This window comes from Biomaibacter acetigenes (assembly GCF_003691585.1).
In the GTDB taxonomy this organism is placed as follows: Bacteria; Bacillota; Thermosediminibacteria; order Thermosediminibacterales; family Tepidanaerobacteraceae; genus Biomaibacter; species Biomaibacter acetigenes.
The window spans coordinates 696528-712781 of sequence record NZ_CP033169.1; the positions used below are offsets into that span (position 1 = coordinate 696528).

Consider the following 16254-nt stretch of genomic DNA (forward strand, 5'->3'; position numbering starts at 1 on the left):
TCGTGGAGGTTGTATCAAATGAAGATAACGGATGTAAAACCAATCAAATTAAAGTTTTTTCCAAAAAGACCACCCAGGGATGGGCTGGCAGGGATCCCTTCAAGAGATGTTTTTCTGGTAGAGGTTTACACTGATGAGGGAATTACCGGGATAGGTGAATCATTTGCTCTTGGTTCTCTGGAGTCACTGGAGGCTATAGTGGAGGAAACGCTTAAACCACTGGTGTTAAACGAAGATCCTCTATTAATAGAAAAGCTATGGAATAAGATGTACAAGCAAACCTTTAGATACGGACGTCGTGGTATTGTACTGGCAGCCATAAGTGCTATTGATATAGCATTATGGGATATCATGGGCAAAGTAGCTCAAAAGCCGGTTTACAAGCTGTTGGGTGCCGCACATAATAAGTTGAAAGCATACGCCAGCGGTGGTTACTACATGGATGGTAAAGGACTTGAAGAATTGGCTGATGAGGTCAGGCAGTATAAGGACATGGGATTTTCAGCCGTCAAAATTAAAGTAGGTGGAGCTTCATTAGAGGAGGACATCGAAAGGGTTGAGACCGCAAGAAAGGCTCTTGGACCTAATATAAAACTTGCTATTGACGCAAACAACGCATGGGATTTTAATACTGCTTTGAAAATGGCAAGGGTCTGTGAAAAACTTGATATATTTTTCTTTGAAGAGCCAATTTCCTCTGATGATATACATGATAGTATCCGACTGGCTGACGCTACCGATGTACCCATAGCCGGCTATGAGACAGAACTTACGCGTTTTGGTATAAAAGAATTTATTACCCGAAACGCCGTAGATATTGTGCAGGCTGACGCTATCTGGACCGGCGGTATTAGCGAAGCGCGTAAAGTGGGAATACTTGCCGGCACATGGGGTAAACCGATAATTCCACACTTTTCAGCATCGGCAGTATCTTTGGCGGCAAACTTGCATTTCGGTGCATCGCTGGTCAATGTTGAATACTTTGAATATACTCTCGATGAAAATCCGCTTCGAGATGAACTTTCGTTGATAAAAATCCAGGTTAAAGACGGGTATATCTATTTACCGGACAAACCGGGTATAGGAGTGGAGTTAAACCAGGATATAGTTAAAAAATATAGTGTCTAAAAATGATATTGGGAGGTGATTTTTAAAGAGAATTATTTTCTCATAAGTTATTTTTAGAATACTTAATGATATTTTAAAGGAGGAAGAAAGTATGTTAAAAATGCAATTTAAGCTTTTTACATTGGTTCTTGTGCTGATGATGCTTGTAGTAGTAGGTTGCGGGACGTCAACAAAGACTCAACCGAACTCAGATACAAAAGCCCAGGACCAAAATCAAAATTCCGATAAAATTGTACTTAAACTCGCTCATGACCAGCAACCTAATCAAGGATATGGTATAGGTGTCAATAAAATGGTTCAGGAAGTTAAAGACAAGACTAATGGCAAAGTAGAAATTCAGGTCTTTGATAGAGGTGTTCTGGGAAATGAAAGGGATGTTGTTGAAGGCTTAAAAATGGGTACTATAGACATGGCCATAATAACAGCAGGGACATTAACTAATTTTGAACCTAAAATGGCGGCCATCAATATGCCCTTTATATTCAGAGATTGGGATCATGTCAATAAAGCATTAGAGGGTCCCATTGCTAATGAAGTTTTCCCTGCAATTGAAAGCAAACAAAAGATTAAACCATTAGCTGTTTATGCCCTTGGTTTCAGAAACATTGCCACTACTAAAAAAGAGATAAAATCTGTAGATGATCTCAAAGGCTTAAAAATACGTGTTCCTCAGGCTCCGGTTTTTCTTTCAACATTTAAAGCATTAGGAGCAAACCCGACACCCATGGCTTGGGGCGAACTCTACACCTCACTGCAAACCAATGTAGTGGACGGTTTTGAGAACAGTGCACAAGTAATGGACCAGTTTAAGATGTATGAAGTAACAAAATATCTCACCATCACCAATCATATATGGGAAGGTGGAGTCGTTCTGATATCTGATAAAGCATGGGAGAAGCTCACGCCGGAATTTCAGCAGGTTCTTCAGAATGCGGCACAAGAAAGCGCTAAATATCAAAGGGATCAAGTTAAAGCCCAGGACGAGGATATGATCAAGTCATTGAAAGATAAGGGGATGAAAGTTACTCAAATACCCAGGGAACAGCTTGAAAAGGTTGCAAAACCTGTATACGACGAGTTGGGTAAACAATACGGTATAGAATCGTTAATAAAAGAGATTCAAGGTTTGTAAATAGTCTAGGGCCGATTTCGGCCCTCATAAATTTTCTTCTGGTGGTGATAAAATGAATACACTTGGTGCCGTTCGACGTATTTTAATCAAGTTTTCAGAGACTATTGTAGTCACCATGTTCTTGCTGATGATAACGGTTTCTTTTATACAGGTGGTATCCCGTTATATATTCAATTACTCATTGAGTTGGTCTGAAGAAATGGCGAGATATCTTTTTGTTTGGATTGTATTTCTGGGGGCACCTATTGTTCAGGATAGAAATGCCCACCTAGGTGTAGATCTTTTACTATCGAAATTCCAGGGTAGAGCAAAGGTTATACTTCAAATGTTAATAAATATTGCGATAGGTATTTTTACCCTTGTTCTAATTCGTACAGGGGCAGGGTTAGTTCTTATGACGATGGACCAGCCTTCAGCAGCCTTGAAAATACCGATGGCTTATATATATTTTTCCATCCCTTTGGGAGCTGGGATAATGCTTTTAGTATGTTTCCATGATGTTCTTAAAAGCATTACAAATTTATCATTGAGAGGTGATACTGCGAAATGAGTTCTATATTACTTATTGTAGGTTTGATCGGCATTTTTTCAGGCATCCCTATAGCAGTAGCCCTTGGCCTTGGTTCCATCGTCTCCATTCTTCTGGTACCCGGTTTACCGCTTGAAGTTATACCACAGCGCATGATGGTAAATGTAGATTCCTTCCCTATGATGGCCATACCTTTCTATATACTGGCCGGCGAGATAATGAGCAGCGGTGGTGTATCTCGCAGGCTTGTTAATTTTGCAAGTGCTCTTGTAGGCCATCTTAGAGCAGGCCTTGCAATGGTAGGAATTGTATCAAGTGTCATATTCGCAGGGATATCCGGATCGGCCGCTGCTGATACTTCTGCCATAGGATCTATACTGATTCCATCTATGGTCAAGAAAGGTTATGATAAAGGCTTTGTTGCAGCTTTACAAGCCTGTGCTGGTGCATTAGGCCCTATAATTCCCCCGAGCCTCGTAATGGTTATCTACGGGTCTATAACGGGGATATCAGTTGCGTCATTATTCATCGGAGGAATTATCCCGGGGCTTCTTATAGGTGCGGGTTTAATGCTGATCACATATATTGTAGCGGGGAAGTTTAATTATAAAGGCGAAAAAAGAGTAAATTTTAAAGAATTTATCCGGGTTTTAAGAGAATCCATTCTTGCATTGTTTTTACCAGTGATAATAATAGGTGGAATAGTCCTGGGCATTTTTACCCCGACAGAAGCTGGAGTCATAGCTACGGTCTATGCTTTTGTAGTCAGCATCTTCATTTATAAGGAGCTTAAAATTAAGGATATACCCAAAATTGTTTTAAATGCATCCATAAACACGGCATCTATACTGTTTATAGTGGCCGCGGCTTCTGTGGCATCATGGATTTTTGCTAATGACCGTTTTGCGGACAGTATAGTAAAATTGTTGGGTATGGTAAGTGGCAATTATTATGTAACATTGTTTTTAATAATATTGTTCGTGTTATTAGTCGGAACAGTAGTTGAAACGGTTGCTGCGGCCATTTTATTAATTCCAGTGTTATTTCCTGTAGGTCAGGCGCTGGGGATGAATCCTATTCACTATGGCGTGGTCATAGTCATCGCACTGGTCTTTGCCGGTATAACACCGCCGGTAGGAGTACTTCTATACATTACCTCCAGCATTGCAAAGGCTTCTTTTAGTGAGACATTAAAATGGTTGCCGCCTTTTTTGGCAGTTTGTTTGATAGTGCTTTTTGCATCGGCTTATATTCCCCAGCTAGTTACGTTTTTACCGAATTTACTGATCCATTGATCTTTTCTATTCAGGATAAAAAAGTATTAGGTAAGGCCTTGATGCATGTAATTATAAAATCAAGGCCTCATTTTTTTATTTTCTATGTAAACAAAGACTATTTGAGTTAACGAAATGATTAGATTATAAGACATTAGAGATATGATGTTGTTTTCAGAAGAGAGTGGCCATATTAAAGAATACGTTATAACCGGGGGATGCCGTTTTCATGACTATACTGGAGGGTACCGGCCTTCATAAGCGCCTTGTATATGTAAAGATAAAAGATGGGTACGATTTTGAAAAAGTAGCGGAAGCCATCAAACAAGACCCGTATTTTGTTCATGATGAAGCCCATGTGTATTGCGTCGACGACGTTGAAAGCCTTATTGATGTGGGGCATGGTGTCCACATGGAAAGAAAAGGCGTGTCGGGTACAACTCACAGCCAGAGGATGGAATTCATCATGTCGGTAACAAACCCCGCAGCTACAGCCCAGGTCATGGTATCTGCCGCCAGGGCCAGCCCCAGGCAAAAACCCGAATGCTATACCCTGCCGGAAATCCCGCCCATTGATTATATTTTTGGGGAGAGGGATGTTTTGCTGCGGCGGTTGGCATAAATCGGCATTATGATAATATATAATATTTATTAACCATATTTTTTTGATTTTAAGATAATGAAAATTTGCGAGAAGAAATATATTAATTATATATAGAAAAAATAAAACACTAACAAAATAGGAATTATTAATTTTTTATCGAATTTAATTTAAACTAAAATAAAAAGGAGGTAAATTGACATGAAAGGTGTTTCTACAAAAAAGGTTTTTGTGCTGCTGGTGGTTCTAGCGATGATAGTATCGCTTATTGCTGGTTGCTCATCGGGTTCGACCACCCAGAAACAGGCAGGTAAGGCAGGGGGCGAAAAAACGCTTACCATTGCTTTGACTGCTGATCCCGGCACGGGTGACGTTCAATTGACTACCGATGATTATTTTATTCCTCTGAACATCTATGACCGCCTGGTGGAAGCCGTTACTACCGGTCCCGGCAAATCTGAATTAAAACCCGGTCTCGCAGAAAGCTGGGATGTATCTCCTGATGGCAAGGTATACACTTTTCATTTAAGAAAAGGTGTGAAATTCCACAATGGCGAAGAACTTAAAGCCGATGATGTGCTTTATACGTTTGATAGGATGTTAAACCCAAAGACAAAAGCCTTGAATACCGACTTTCTTGACATGATTGCCGGAGCAAAGGACAGAATGGATGGAAAGGCGGACTCTACCAGCGGTCTTAAGGTCATCGACGGTTACACCATAGAGATAACTCTGGCGGAACCATATGCTCCATTTCTTGCAAACCTTGCTACACCTGCGGGTTCCATCTACAACCGGAAGGCCACCGAAGCTGCGGGCGCCGATTTTGGCGTAAAGCCTGAAGCAACGGTAGGAACCGGTCCCTTCAAATTGTCGGGCTGGACCTTTAACAGTGAAGTGGTGCTGACCGCTAACAAGGATTATTTCCTGGGGAAACCAGATATCGATAAAATAGTCGCAAAGGTGGTTCCCGATGCCGAGACCCAGAGAATGATGTTCGAAAAGGGAGAACTGGATGTATTTGACTGCGACAATGCCCGTTCCCAGATACCTTATTTTACGAAGAACGACAAATGGAAGGATTATATAGTGAGCGGTCCCCGTGTTGGTACATATTACTATGCCATTAACGAATCTATCAAACCCTTTGATGATGTAAGAGTAAGAAAAGCGATTCAACATTCGATAGACAGACAGCTTCTTCTGGATAGACTTTATTACGGCACCGGAACCATAGCCAAAGGTATAATGGCTCCCGGCCTTGCGGGTTACAACCCGGATCTGCCCGGCATTCCCTATGATACTGCAAAGGCGAAGGAATTGCTTAAGGAAGCGGGTTATCCCGACGGCTTCAATATGACCATAGCCCAGATTACCGATTCGCCCAGCACATTGAAGATAAATGAAGCGGTCCAGGCCATGTTGAATGATGTGGGCATTAAGGCGGAAATAAACCACATGGACGAGGCCGCATATTTTGCCACCAGAAAAGAAGGGAAACTTCCCATGTATCAGGCGGATTGGTCAGCAGATTTCAATGACCCGGACAATTTCATATATACTTTCTTTGCTCCAAGAAACTCCGTAGCCAGGTCTTTCAATTATACTAATGCCCAGGTTCAGGCGGACCTTGAAAGAGCCCGGGTCATGACCAACATGGATGAACGGTATAAGCTGTATCAGGAAATTGAAAAGAAGATTGTATATGAAGATGCGGCGTGGGTGCCTTTGTTCCACTTGAACCACCTGTTTGTGGTACAGCCTAAAGTCAAAAACTTCAAGGTTTCATGGAACGGTTGGAGCAACATGCCCTACTACGAAGTCAAAATAGAACAATAGCGCAAAAGCAGGGCCCTGAACGAGCGTAAAGCAAGGTCAGGGCCCTGCCGTAAATCTATTACAACGGATTAGCCTGAATTGAGGTGAAATCATGACAGGATATATAATAAAAAGAATCCTGATATCTATCCCGGTAATCATAGGCATCACGGTAATAACTTTTTTTCTTTTGAACGTTGTTCCGGGAGATCCGGTGGTCTTGATGATGAAAGAACATATAAGTCCCGATGTGGTGGAAAGGGTAAAGGCCGAAATGCATTTGAACGATCCGGTTTATCTCAGGTATATAAAATATATGTGGGGAGCGCTTCATGGAGATCTCGGCAGGTCTTACAAACTTAACCGTGAAGTGGCAGATCTAATAGTTGACGCATTTCCGAACACGTTGAAGCTGTCGGTGGCCGCGGTGTTAATAGCATGGATAGTGGGCATACCGGCCGGCATAGTCTCAGCGGTAAAACAGTATTCTTTCATAGATAATTTTTTTATGGGATTTGCTCTACTTGGAGTGTCCATGCCGGTGTTCTGGTCCGCATTGATAATGCAGTACATCTTTGCATTAAAGCTGGGACTGCTGCCGGTATCGGGGTTTGCCGGGCCCCAGTATATCATCATGCCCGCCATTGTACTGGGCTGGAGTTCGGCGGCGTCCATCGCGAGGCTTACCAGATCCAGCCTGCTTGAAGTGATAAGGACGGATTATATAAGGACGGCCAGGGCCAAGGGGTTGAGGGAGTGGCAGGTGGTATTTTACCATGCATTGAAAAATTCCATGCTGCCTGTTGTGACAATAATGGCAATCCAGATAGCAAGCCTGCTGTCGGGAGCGGTGATAACCGAGAGCGTTTTTGGGATCCCCGGAATAGGCAGGCTTTCCGTAAATGCCATTCAAAACCGGGATATGCCCCTCCTGCAGGGTACTTTGATTTTTACGGTGGTACTTGTTATCCTGGGCAACCTCTTTGCCGATATCGCTTATTCATATCTTGACCCCAGGATAAAATACGAGTAAAGGAGGGGACCCGGATGATTGAATTAAACAAGAAAAACGTACCGTCACAGGAACTGGAATTTGATGAAGAGATGGAACTGCAGGGTACCACCTTTATAAGAGAAGTATGGTACAGATTCAGAAGAAATAAAATGGCCATGGTGGGCGCCATTACCATCATACTTCTCATTTTTGTCGCCGTTTTTGCTCCATGGGTTGCCCCTTACGACCCGTATAAAGTGGACTTAAAAGAACAGTTTATAGCGCCCGGCGCAAAATACTTTTTGGGCACCGATATGTACGGCAGGGATGTTTTGAGCCGGGTTATATTCGGGACCCGTATTTCTCTGATAATAGGTCTGGTGCCATCAATAATTTCCATGGTTCTTGGTTCTGTACTGGGTATAATATCCGGGTATTACGGCGGCAAGGTGGATACGGCCATCATGAGGGTCGCCGACATGGTTATGGCGTTTCCTTCTCTACTTCTGGCAATGGCGGTAATGTACACTCTGGGGGCTAATTTATACAACATTTTTATCGCTTTGAGCATCGTAGGTTGGGCCGGAACGGCCAGGGTGGTGAGGGCCCAGACGCTATCCATAAAAGAAAAGGAATTTGTGGAGGCGGCAAGAGCCATTGGAGTTAAAAACTGGATTATAATGATACGGCATATTTTTCCAAACTGTGTGGCACCGCTCCTGGTGCTTTTGACCCTTGGAATTCCCGAGGCGATCATGTCGGAAGCCAGTCTCAGCTTTTTGGGTGTAGGGGCGCAGCCGCCCACTCCAAGCTGGGGTCTCATGATCTCAAACGGCAAGGAATATCTTTTTTCCGCCCCATGGGTGGCCATTAGTCCTGGTTTTGCCATATTGATAATCGTACTGGCCTTCAACTTTCTGGGCGACGGTCTGAGGGACGCTCTAGATCCCTTTATGAAGCAGTAGAGGTGATAAAATATGAACAATGATGTACTGATAGATATTAAAAATCTCAAAACCTATTTTTATATGGATGAAGGTGTAGTGCCCGCTGTGGATGGAGTCAGCTTTAAGATAAATAAGGGAAAGACTCTAGGCCTTGTAGGAGAATCGGGTTGCGGCAAAAGTGTGACCGCTCTTTCCATACTGAAATTGATCCCGTCGCCTCCGGGCAGGATTGTGGAGGGAGAAATAATTTTTGAAGGCCAGGACCTGGTTAAAAAATCGGCGGATGAGATGTGTGCCATCCGCGGAAACGACATAGCGATGATTTTTCAGGAACCGATGACCTCGCTGAATCCGGTTTATACGGTTGGTAAACAGGTTGCAGAATCGTTGAAGATTCACCGCCACCTGACACCGAAAGAAGCAGAAGAAAAAACTCTGGAACTGTTCAACCTGGTAGGAATACCGGACCCGAAGAGGAGGTTGAACAATTATCCACATCAACTGTCAGGGGGTCTCAGGCAGAGAGTCATGATTGCCATGGCTCTGGCCTGCAACCCAAAATTGCTGATAGCCGACGAGCCTACAACGGCTCTTGATGTTACGATACAGGCACAGATCCTGCGGCTAATAAAACAACTGCAGGAAAAAATAAACATGTCGGTTTTGATGATTACCCATGACCTTGGCGTGATAGCGGAAGTTTCGGATGATGTCTGCGTGATGTACGCCGGGACAGCGGTGGAATATGCCGATGTATATACCATTTTTGACAAGCCGCTTCATCCGTATACCATTGGCCTCTACAACTCCATACCCAAACTTTCCCAGGATGAAAACAAGAAACTTTTCAATATACCCGGCGTGGTGCCAAACTTATTGCATCTGCCTGAAGGATGCCGGTTCTGGCCTCGATGCGGCGATGCAAAAGACATATGCAGACAGAAGAACCCGGAATTTTTTGAGGCGGAAAAAGGCCACCGGGTGAAATGCTGGAAATATCAGAAATAACCGAGGAGGTAATTTTTTTGGATGCACAGTTCCTGATCGAAGCAAAAGGTCTTAAAAAATACTTCTCCACAGAAGGTACCGGTCTTATCAAAAAAAATAAAGGCATTGTCCATGCTGTGGACGGTATAGATTTAATAGTTCGAAAAGGCGAGACTGTCGGCCTTGTAGGTGAATCAGGATGCGGCAAAAGCACTCTTGGAAGGCTCATATTGAGGCTGATAGAACCCACAGCCGGAGAACTCTTTTTTGAAGGGCAGAATCTATATAAAATAAGTGGAGAAAATCTTCGGCAGATGAGAAAAAAGATGCAGATTATATTTCAGGATCCTTATGCTTCGTTAAATCCCCGGATGCCTGTGGCAGACATAATAGGAGAACCACTTATAACTCATGGTATGGCCTATGGTAAGGAAAAAGAGCATCGGGTAATGGAATTGATGAAGATAGTGGGTTTGAGGCCATATCATATGAAACGTTACCCCCATCAATTCAGCGGCGGCCAGAGGCAGAGGATCGGCATTGCCAGAGCTCTTGCTTTAAACCCCGAGCTTGTAGTATGCGATGAACCGGTATCGGCCCTGGATGTTTCAATACAATCTCAGGTATTAAATCTTTTAAAGGATCTGCAACAAAAATTCAATCTAACCTATATTTTTATTTCCCATGATTTAAGGGTTGTAAAATACATTTCTGACAGGGTTTACGTTATGTTTCTCGGCAAGATAGTGGAGTCGGGAAAAACCAGGGATATATATAACAACCCGCTGCATCCGTATACAAGATTCTTGATGTCGGCGGTGCCCGAAGCCAATCCGCATATAAGGGACAGGGAGAGGGTTATCCTTGAAGGGGATGTGCCGAGTCCCATAAATCCTCCTTCCGGCTGCAGGTTCCATACCAGGTGTCCCATGGCGAAGGCCGTATGCGGTGAACTGGAACCTCCCCAGGTTGACATGAATGGTCATTTTGTAGCTTGCCATAGAATATAAAGTGGAATATAAACCCTGTTTTCTGCAAATTTATGGATTTTCCTGAAGAAAATCCATTTTTTTATTTATATTTAATATAACTCAATTAAAATATAATATTTCTATTGCTCCAGTTATAAAATAGACAATCAAATAAAAGTTATTAATATAACAAAGAAGGATTTTTTACAGAAGCGTCGAATTAATATTACAAAAGTTATGATGTGAAAATGTAATTACATATTCACATCACTACATATTTTAAAAGGGGGGGAAAGGTAGAAAGCGGTTTTTGAAAAAGGCTATACTAGAAGTGGTATTTTAAGGAGGTGGGGTCTGATTGCTTTCATGAATTTAAAGTGAGGTTCAAATATGGTAGATAATTTAAATGCTTCATTAAATCATGAAATATTAGGGAGGAAAAATATATGAAAAAAGTTTTATCCATTCTCCTGATAGTATTGATGGTGGGTTTGATTCTGGCCGGATGCTCAAGCAAGCAGGCCCAGCAGCCCGCACAACAGGAACAGGCTCAGCAGCAACAGCAGTCCCAACCGCAGCAAGAACAGGCCAAAAAAGATAAATATGAATTTGCAGTAATAGTCAAAGCTACCGACTCGGATTTCTGGCAGTATGTTTTAATCGGCGCCAATAATGCCGCAAAAGATAATCCGGCCATCCATGTGACCACATATGGCCCCCCTTCCGAAGCCGATATCGATAAACAGGTTTCGATACTGGAAAATGTGGTAAACCAAAAACCCGATGCCATAGTTATAGCTTCAACCAGCTCCGACGCAACGGTTCCCGCTCTTGAAAAGGCTCACGATCAGGGTATTAAAATCATAACCATAGACAACAAGGTAAAGACAGACAAAATCGATTCATTCCTGGCTACCGACAATATTGAAGCCGGTGGAAAAGCCGCACAAAAACTCGTGGATGAATTGAAGGCAAAGGGGATTCCGCTGAAAGGCAAGGTAGGTATCATTAGCGCTATGGCTGGAGTTCAGGTTTTGATAGATCGCGACAAGGGTTTTACCGACAAGTTGAAAGAACTTGCCCCTGACATTCAGATTGTCGGGCCGAGATATGTGGACAATGATGTGCTCAAAGCTGTAAGCGCCGCGGAAAATATTTTGACCGCCAATAAAGATGTCATCGGTTTCTTTGCGGACAACAACATGACCGGCGACGGGCTATCCAGGGTTATTACTGAAAGAAAATTGCAAGACAAAGTGGTGGCAGTGGCTTTCGACTCCGACCCCGAAGAAATTAAGGCATTAGAAAGCGGAGCCCTCAAGGCTTTGATTCTGCAGGATCCGTACGGCATGGGATACAAGGGCGTAATGAGTGCTTACGATGCGCTTCAGGGCAAGACTCTTGAAAAATACATCAACACGGGTTCGACTGTAGTGACCAAAGAAAATATGAATCAGCAGGAAATCAAGGAATTACTCGATCCCACATTGAAAAAGAAGTAAAATTAATCGGGATAGGGCTAAAAAAGCCCTATCCCCTTGTAAAAGGGGTTATGTTATGGCGGGACAGGAAATAGTAAGAATGGAAGGAATTACCAAAGAATTCCCCGGAGTAAGAGCTCTTTCAAACGTCAACCTAACGGTAAAAAAAGGAGAAGTACATGCGATAGTAGGAGAAAACGGCGCCGGAAAATCCACTCTGATTAAAATACTCATGGGAGTATACCAGAAGGACAAAGGCAAGATTTTCATAGAAGGCAGAGAGGTAAATATCGCAAATCCCCTGGTGGCTAAAGAATACGGTTTGGGGGCCGTTTACCAGGATATTACACTGGCTCCCCATCTTTCCGTGGGAGAGAATTTCTTTCTGGGCAAGCTGCCGGTCAAAAACGGCCTGATAGATTGGACCACTGTATACAAAGTAACCGAAGAAACTCTAAAAAAACTGGATATAAATATTGATCCGAGAAAAAGATTAAAAGACCTGCCGGTAGCCCAGCAGGAAATGGTAGCTATTGCCAAGATGATTTATGAAAAGGTCAAGCTTGTAATTTTCGATGAGCCGACGGCGCTATTGACCAATGAAGAAACTCAGAAACTATTCGAAATCATAGATAGGTTGAAAAAAGACGGAGTAGGGGTCATATATATCTCACACAGACTTGAAGAAATATTTGGCATATGCGATACTGTGACGGTCTTGAAAGACGGCGAGTGGGTGGCCACGGTACCGGTGTCGGAGGTCAAAGAAGACCGCCTGATATCCATGATGGTGGGCCGTGACATAAAGGACATATACTCCATAAAACAATACAATACCCGGGATGTAGTGCTCGAAGTAAAAAATTTGACCAGAGAACCGAGGTTCAGAAATATTAATTTCAAACTTTATAAAGGCGAAATACTGGGAATGTTTGGCCTGGTAGGGTCTGGCAGGACCGATATAGTCCGATGCATTTTTGGGGCCGACAGGGCCGATGCAGGAGAAATATATGTGGGTGGCGTCAAGCAATCGCTGAATTCACCCATAGATGCAATAAAGGCTGGAATCGGTTTTTTGCCTGAAGACAGAAAATTGCAGGGCCTGGCTTTACAGCTTCCGGTTATGACAAATACAAACATTGTAATATATGAGAATATATCAAAGTTCGGAATTATTGACGGAAGAGAAGAAAAGAAGAGAGCGAAAAAATATGTCGAGGAATTAAATATTAAAACTCCGTCCGTCTATCAGAAAGTAAAAAAGTTGAGCGGAGGAAACCAGCAAAAAGTGGTAGTATCGAAATGGTTGAACGCTGAGAGCAAAATATTCATATTTGATGAACCTACGGTCGGGGTTGATGTGGGCGCAAAACTTGAAATCTACAGATTGTTTGAAAACCTTACATCCCAGGGGGCGTCTATTATCTTGATTTCTTCCTATCTGCCGGAGGTCATGGGCCTTGCAAAGAGAATACTGGTCATGTATGAAGGAAATTGCACCGGCATAGTAAACAGGAATGAAGTTACAGATGAAGACATACTCAGATTGGCTTCAGGATTATCGATAGAGGGCAACAACTGAATGCAGGAGGGTATCCGATGAGCATCAATTCAAGCGCTAAAAAAATATTAGGCAAAGATAAATCTTTATCGGAAGGAACTATAATAATAGTTTTTCTGGCTCTTTTTGTACTGCTTTCCGTAGCGGTAAACGGTTTTTTTACCGCCAACAATCTTTCAAACCTGGTAAGGCAGACTTCAATTAACGGCGTCATAGCTCTGGGCATGACATTTGTAATAGTATCCGCCGGAATCGATCTGTCGGTAGGTTCCGTAGTGGGATTTTCCGGCATGTTTGCGGCGATTTTAATGACGCAAATGGGTATGAGCGCCGCAGTTTCAACAATACTCGCTCTGATTGCCGGGACTTTGGTTGGCCTGATAAACGGCATCCTGATCTACGACGGGAAAGTGCCGCCCTTTATTGCCACATTAGGCACGATGACTGTATTCAGAGGAGTCATAATGCTGATCAGCGGAGCGAGAATGGTATCGGGTCTTCCCAAATCATTCGTGAATTTTGCTCAGACAAGTTTTTTGGGAATGCCTTCGCTTTTTGTTGTATGGGTTGTAATGATTCTGATTTCATCGTTTATCATAGCTAAAACCAGATTCGGCCGCAACATCTATGCTATCGGCAGCAATACGGAGGCCGCCAGGCTCAGCGGCATCAATATCCGAACAAATATGTACATGATATACGGCTACAGTGCATTGATGTCTTCCATTGCCGGCATCATGCTGGTGTCCCGGCTGGCCAACGGAATCCCCACTGCCGGGGGCGGATATGAATTGGATGCCATTGCTGCTGCAGTCATCGGCGGCGCAAGTTTGAACGGTGCCGAGGGTTCTATTATCGGAACGGTTGTGGGCGCCATGTTGATGTCGACTCTGCGCAATGCGGGGGACCTGCTGGGCATTGATCCGTTTATCCTTCAGATATTGATCGGTGCTTTGATTGTGGCGGCCGTCTTGATCGACCAGGTAAAAAAGCAGAATAAATAGAATTAATAAAGGTAAAAGAGGTGACAACCATGTTAAAGAGACGAATCGGAACTACGGAATTGGAAGCATCGGTCATCGGTTATGGTTGCTGGGTTATATCGGGCAGCGATTTCTGGACGGGTACCGGGGACGAATCATCGATAAAAGCTGTTCAGACAGCTTATGACATGGGGATCAACTTTTTTGACGTCGCTCCGGTATACGGTTTCGGCCACGCGGAGGAACTCCTGGGCAAAGCCTTAAAAGGAAAGAGGGGAAAGATCATAATCGCCTCGAAATGCGGGCTGGTTTGGGACGATCAAAAAAGAATAACAAACCTGCTTTCAAAGCGGAGCATTTTGAAAGAAATAGACGACAGCTTGAGAAGACTGGGGACCGATTATATAGATATATACCAGATGCACTGGCCCGATTACAATACGCCGATTGAGGAGACCATGGACGCATTGAATCAGATAAAAAAGGAAGGGAAAATAAGATATATAGGCGCATCGAATTTTCCCGTCAAACTGCTTAATGAAGCAAGAAAATACGGGGAAATAGTATCGCATCAATGCCTTTACAACATGATAGATAGAAACGCCGATTTTTATCACAACATACCGCTTTATTACAGGACCGAGGAAGAGATTATTCCTGACTGCAAAGAGAATAAAACGGCTTTTATACCTTACAGTCCTCTTTGCCAGGGACTATTGACAGGAACCTTTAAACCCGGGGAAAACTTTGATGAAAAGGATGTGAGAAATGCCAATCCGGAACTTAAAGGCGAAAAACTTGCCAGGAATCTTCAAATCGTAGAAGAGTTAAAAAAAGTCGCAGAAAGGATAGGTAAGCCGCTTTCTCAAATAGCCCTCAACTGGCTGATTAAAAATGAAACGGTAACCACCATCATTGCCGGAGCCACAAAAACCGCACATATAAAGGACAATGTAGAAAGCGCCGCATGGGAGCTGGATAATGAAACATACAAAGAAATCAACACAATTCTTGATAAATATCAAAAAAAGTAATATGTTTAATGTAGAAAATATTATAGCAAAGGAATGAAATAATGAATCTGGAAGCCGCAAAACTTAACAAAGACATACCTGTGCCGCTTTATTACCAGCTAAAAGAAATACTGCTGTCATATATTCACAAAAATCAGCTGAATGCCGGTGATCCTATTCCCACGGAAATTGAACTTTGCCAGATTTTTAATATCAGCAGGCCCACTGTAAGGCAGGCCATCAATGAATTGGTGAGAGAAGGATATCTGAAAAAAATAAAGGGTAAGGGGACATTTATCACCGAACCGAAAATCAATCAGGAGTATACTCACAGAATCATAAGCTTCAATGATGAGATGATACAAAAAGGTCTGGTTCCAAAAACAAAAGTTTTAAAACAAAGATACATTGCATCCGATGAACAGGTGGCAAAAAAGTTGAATTTAACCGTGGGAGAAGAAGTCTTTCACTTAAAAAGGCTGCGCTACACCAACGACGAGCCGATTGTCTTTTTAGACAGCTACGTACCGCTAAAATTGTGTCCCGGGATCATCGAAATTGATTTTGTGAACAATTCTCTTTATGCCACTTTTGAACAAAAATACGGTATTATCGTCAAAAGAGCTGTAAGGTCTATTGAAGTCGATTTGGCGGGGGAGTACGAGGCAAAGCTGCTGCATATAAAGGAAGGGGCTCCGATTCATTATTTTGAAACGGTGGCTTATAATCAGGATAATGTAGCCGTCGAATATACGATTTCCCGTTACAGGGGAGACAAGAGCAAGTTTATAGTGGAGCTTGTCAATGCCTAAATTATTTACTAAATTTTAATGTT

Annotated in this window: 15 protein-coding genes; all 15 read left to right on the top strand. The window is 42.9% G+C overall.

Features of this window, described 5'->3' with window-relative positions:
• Window positions 1–18: 18 nt before the first annotated feature.
• The 15 genes from D2962_RS03405 (at window position 19) to D2962_RS03475 (ending at window position 16231) form a co-directional block, all read left to right on the top strand.
• Complete coding sequence (locus D2962_RS03405) at window positions 19–1128, top strand: mandelate racemase/muconate lactonizing enzyme family protein (protein ID WP_122014148.1); 1110 nt, start codon at window positions 19–21, stop codon at window positions 1126–1128.
• A 91-nt stretch (window positions 1129–1219) separates the two neighbouring features.
• Window positions 1220–2260: a TRAP transporter substrate-binding protein gene (locus D2962_RS03410; RefSeq protein ID WP_122014149.1), complete on the top strand. Its 1041-nt coding sequence runs from the start codon at window positions 1220–1222 to the stop codon at window positions 2258–2260.
• Between the two features lie 52 nt (window positions 2261–2312).
• A complete protein-coding gene (locus tag D2962_RS03415) occupies window positions 2313–2810 on the top strand; it encodes a TRAP transporter small permease (RefSeq protein WP_122014150.1) in 498 nt (165 codons plus the stop codon).
• Window positions 2807–4084: a TRAP transporter large permease gene (locus D2962_RS03420; protein ID WP_122014151.1), complete on the top strand. Its 1278-nt coding sequence runs from the start codon at window positions 2807–2809 to the stop codon at window positions 4082–4084. The genes D2962_RS03415 and D2962_RS03420 overlap by 4 nt, the downstream gene beginning before the upstream one ends.
• A 208-nt stretch (window positions 4085–4292) precedes the next feature.
• On the top strand, window positions 4293–4685 hold the full coding sequence (locus D2962_RS03425) for a hypothetical protein (RefSeq protein ID WP_245984875.1): 393 nt from the start codon (window positions 4293–4295) through the stop codon (window positions 4683–4685).
• Window positions 4686–4865: 180 nt separating this feature from the next.
• The gene (locus D2962_RS03430) at window positions 4866–6503 is read left to right on the top strand and encodes an ABC transporter substrate-binding protein (protein ID WP_222927662.1); all 1638 of its coding nucleotides are present in this window, start codon (window positions 4866–4868) and stop codon (window positions 6501–6503) included.
• A gap of 91 nt (window positions 6504–6594) precedes the next feature.
• Window positions 6595–7515 (top strand): ABC transporter permease, encoded by a 921-nt coding sequence (locus tag D2962_RS03435; protein ID WP_122014152.1) that lies wholly within the window; start codon window positions 6595–6597, stop codon window positions 7513–7515.
• Between the two features lie 14 nt (window positions 7516–7529).
• A complete protein-coding gene (locus D2962_RS03440) occupies window positions 7530–8441 on the top strand; it encodes an ABC transporter permease (protein WP_122014153.1) in 912 nt (303 codons plus the stop codon).
• A 12-nt stretch (window positions 8442–8453) separates the two neighbouring features.
• Window positions 8454–9431, top strand: coding sequence for an ABC transporter ATP-binding protein (locus D2962_RS03445; RefSeq protein ID WP_122014154.1), 978 nt, complete (start codon window positions 8454–8456; stop codon window positions 9429–9431).
• Window positions 9410–10420 (top strand): ABC transporter ATP-binding protein, encoded by a 1011-nt coding sequence (locus D2962_RS03450; protein WP_120768662.1) that lies wholly within the window; start codon window positions 9410–9412, stop codon window positions 10418–10420. Before D2962_RS03445 ends, D2962_RS03450 begins: the two co-directional genes overlap by 22 nt.
• A gap of 407 nt (window positions 10421–10827) precedes the next feature.
• Entirely contained in the window at window positions 10828–11883 is a 1056-nt protein-coding gene (locus D2962_RS03455; RefSeq protein WP_120765426.1) for an ABC transporter substrate-binding protein, read from the top strand.
• A 55-nt stretch (window positions 11884–11938) separates the two neighbouring features.
• Complete coding sequence (locus D2962_RS03460; protein ID WP_122014155.1) at window positions 11939–13444, top strand: sugar ABC transporter ATP-binding protein; 1506 nt, start codon at window positions 11939–11941, stop codon at window positions 13442–13444.
• Window positions 13445–13461: 17 nt separating this feature from the next.
• Window positions 13462–14427: an ABC transporter permease gene (locus D2962_RS03465; RefSeq protein WP_120765424.1), complete on the top strand. Its 966-nt coding sequence runs from the start codon at window positions 13462–13464 to the stop codon at window positions 14425–14427.
• Between the two features lie 29 nt (window positions 14428–14456).
• Window positions 14457–15440 (top strand): aldo/keto reductase, encoded by a 984-nt coding sequence (locus D2962_RS03470; RefSeq protein ID WP_122014156.1) that lies wholly within the window; start codon window positions 14457–14459, stop codon window positions 15438–15440.
• Window positions 15441–15481: 41 nt separating this feature from the next.
• Window positions 15482–16231 (top strand): GntR family transcriptional regulator, encoded by a 750-nt coding sequence (locus D2962_RS03475; protein WP_120765422.1) that lies wholly within the window; start codon window positions 15482–15484, stop codon window positions 16229–16231.
• Window positions 16232–16254: the final 23 nt, after the last annotated feature.

Bases quoted from the DNA above. Each gene is read 5' to 3' on its own strand.
- D2962_RS03405 (WP_122014148.1), top strand. From the start codon at position 19: ATGAAGATAACGGATGTAAAACCAATCAAATTAAAGTTTTTTCCAAAA.
- D2962_RS03410 (WP_122014149.1), top strand. From the start codon at position 1,220: ATGTTAAAAATGCAATTTAAGCTTTTTACATTGGTTCTTGTGCTGATG.
- D2962_RS03415 (WP_122014150.1), top strand. From the start codon at position 2,313: ATGAATACACTTGGTGCCGTTCGACGTATTTTAATCAAGTTTTCAGAG.
- D2962_RS03420 (WP_122014151.1), top strand. From the start codon at position 2,807: ATGAGTTCTATATTACTTATTGTAGGTTTGATCGGCATTTTTTCAGGC.
- D2962_RS03425 (WP_245984875.1), top strand. From the start codon at position 4,293: ATGACTATACTGGAGGGTACCGGCCTTCATAAGCGCCTTGTATATGTA.
- D2962_RS03430 (WP_222927662.1), top strand. From the start codon at position 4,866: ATGAAAGGTGTTTCTACAAAAAAGGTTTTTGTGCTGCTGGTGGTTCTA.
- D2962_RS03435 (WP_122014152.1), top strand. From the start codon at position 6,595: ATGACAGGATATATAATAAAAAGAATCCTGATATCTATCCCGGTAATC.
- D2962_RS03440 (WP_122014153.1), top strand. From the start codon at position 7,530: ATGATTGAATTAAACAAGAAAAACGTACCGTCACAGGAACTGGAATTT.
- D2962_RS03445 (WP_122014154.1), top strand. From the start codon at position 8,454: ATGAACAATGATGTACTGATAGATATTAAAAATCTCAAAACCTATTTT.
- D2962_RS03450 (WP_120768662.1), top strand. From the start codon at position 9,410: ATGCTGGAAATATCAGAAATAACCGAGGAGGTAATTTTTTTGGATGCA.
- D2962_RS03455 (WP_120765426.1), top strand. From the start codon at position 10,828: ATGAAAAAAGTTTTATCCATTCTCCTGATAGTATTGATGGTGGGTTTG.
- D2962_RS03460 (WP_122014155.1), top strand. From the start codon at position 11,939: ATGGCGGGACAGGAAATAGTAAGAATGGAAGGAATTACCAAAGAATTC.
- D2962_RS03465 (WP_120765424.1), top strand. From the start codon at position 13,462: ATGAGCATCAATTCAAGCGCTAAAAAAATATTAGGCAAAGATAAATCT.
- D2962_RS03470 (WP_122014156.1), top strand. From the start codon at position 14,457: ATGTTAAAGAGACGAATCGGAACTACGGAATTGGAAGCATCGGTCATC.
- D2962_RS03475 (WP_120765422.1), top strand. From the start codon at position 15,482: ATGAATCTGGAAGCCGCAAAACTTAACAAAGACATACCTGTGCCGCTT.